Raw genomic sequence first — 2,039 nt, forward strand, 5'->3', positions numbered from 1 at the left:
CAGCTATGACGTGGTGATCATCGGCGGCGGCGGCCACGGCCTGGCCACGGCCTACTACCTCGCCAAGAACCACAAGGTCGGCCGCATCGCCGTGCTGGAGAAGGGCTACCTGGGCGGCGGCAACACGGCGCGCAACACCACCATCGTGCGCTCGAACTACCTCTGGGACGAGGCCGCGCTGCTCTACGAGCACGGCATGAAGCTCTGGGAAGGGCTGACCGAGGACCTCAACTTCAACGTCATGTTCAGCCAGCGCGGGGTCTTCAACCTCGGCCACACGCTGCAGGACATGCGCGACATCGAGCGCCGCGTCAACGCCAACCGGCTCCAGGGCATCGACGCCCACGTGCTCACCGCCGCGGAAGTGCAGGAGAAGATCCCGCAGCTCGACTGCAGCGCCAGCCGCCGCTATCCCGTGCTGGGCGCGAGCTGGCAGCCGCGCGCGGGCATCGCCCACCACGACGCCGTGGCGCGCGGCTTCGCCCGCGCCGCCAGCCGCCTGGGGGTGGACCTGATCGAGAACTGCGAGGTCACGGGCCTGGACATCCAGAACGGGCGCGTGCAGGGCGTGCAGACCAGCCAGGGCTACGTCAAGGCCAGCCGCGTGGGCTGCGTGGCCGCCGGCCACTCCTCGGTGCTGGCGCGCATGGCCAGCATCCGGCTGCCCATCGAGAGCCACCCGCTGCAGGCCTTCGTCTCGGAGTCGATGCAGCGCGTCATCGACACCGTGATCATGAGCAACCACGTGCACGGGTATCTCAGCCAGTCCGACAAGGGCGAGCTCGTCATCGGCGCGGGCATCGACAGCTACCTGGGCTACGGCCAGCGCGGCAGCCCGCACGTCATCGACCACACCGCCGCGGCCATCATCGAGCTGTTCCCGCAGTTCTCGCGCGTGCGCATGAACCGGCAGTGGGGCGGCATCGTGGACGTCTCGCCCGACGCCTGCCCGATCATCAGCAAGACCAGGGTGCAGGGCCTGTACTTCAATTGCGGCTGGGGCACCGGCGGCTTCAAGGCCACGCCCGGCTCGGGCCACGTCTTCGCCCACACCATTGCCAACGACCGGCCGCACCCGCTCAACGAGGCCTTCTCGCTGGACCGCTTCTCCACCGGCCACCTCATCGACGAGCACGGCGCCGCCGCCGTCGCGCACTGAACCCGCTTTTCGCTCAAGGACACCCGCACCATGCTGCGACTGCACTGCCCGTACTGCAACGAGCTCCGCGACGAAGAGGAGTTCAGCTACGCCGGCGAGGCCTTCATCGCCCGCCCCGACAAGCCCGAGAGCGTGGACGACGCCACCTGGGGCGACTACCTCTTCATGCGCCGCAACCCCAAGGGCTGGTTCTGGGAGCAGTGGCAGCACAGCGCCGCGTGCCGCAAGGTCTTCGCGGTGCGGCGCAACACCGCCACCTACGAGATCTCCGGCACCTGGACGCTGGCCGAGGCCAAGCCGCTGTTCGAAGCCGAAGTCGAGCAGGAACAAACCCAAGGAGTCCGCGCATGACCGCCCAACGCGTTGAAGTCGCCGGCGCGCGCATCGACACGCGCCGCAAGGTGACCTTCACCTTCGACGGCAAGCCGCTCACCGGCTACGCCGGCGACACGCTCGCTTCCGCGCTGCTGGCCAACGGCTACCAGCGCCTGGCGCGCAGCTTCAAGTACGGCCGCCCGCGCGGCATCCTGGGCGCCGGCGCCGAGGAGCCCAACGCGCTGGTGCAGATGGAGGAGGGGCCGCACACCGTCCCCAACATCAAGGCCACGCAGGCCGAGCTGTACGAGGGCCTGAAGGCCGCCACCACCTCCGGCTGGCCCAGCCTGGACTTCGACCTCAAGGCCACGCTGGGCAAGGCCTCGCGCTTCATGCCCGCGGGCTTCTACAGCAAGACCTTCAAGTGGCCGCGCAAGCTGTGGCCGGCGTATGAGGCCGTGATCCGCAAGTTCGCCGGCTTCGGCAGCGCGCCGACCGAGGCCGATCCGGACCACTACGACCACCTGTATCACCACGTGGACGTGCTGGTGGTCGGCGGCGGCGC

3 protein-coding genes are annotated in these 2,039 nt (G+C 69.2%); all 3 read left to right on the forward strand.

Annotated elements, in window-relative coordinates:
• On the forward strand, nt 1-1,159 hold a 1,159-nt coding region (locus FJ694_RS36290), incomplete at its 5' end, for a sarcosine oxidase subunit beta family protein (protein ID WP_157272369.1).
• A 30-nt stretch (nt 1,160-1,189) separates the two neighbouring features.
• Complete coding sequence (locus FJ694_RS36295) at nt 1,190-1,510, forward strand: sarcosine oxidase subunit delta (protein WP_157272370.1); 321 nt, start codon at nt 1,190-1,192, stop codon at nt 1,508-1,510.
• On the forward strand, nt 1,507-2,039 hold a 533-nt coding region (locus tag FJ694_RS36300; protein WP_198321193.1), incomplete at its 3' end, for a 2Fe-2S iron-sulfur cluster-binding protein. The genes FJ694_RS36295 and FJ694_RS36300, both read left to right, overlap by 4 nt.

Source organism: Azohydromonas aeria (genome assembly GCF_009760915.1).
Taxonomy (GTDB): domain Bacteria; phylum Pseudomonadota; class Gammaproteobacteria; order Burkholderiales; family Burkholderiaceae_C; genus Azohydromonas; species Azohydromonas aeria.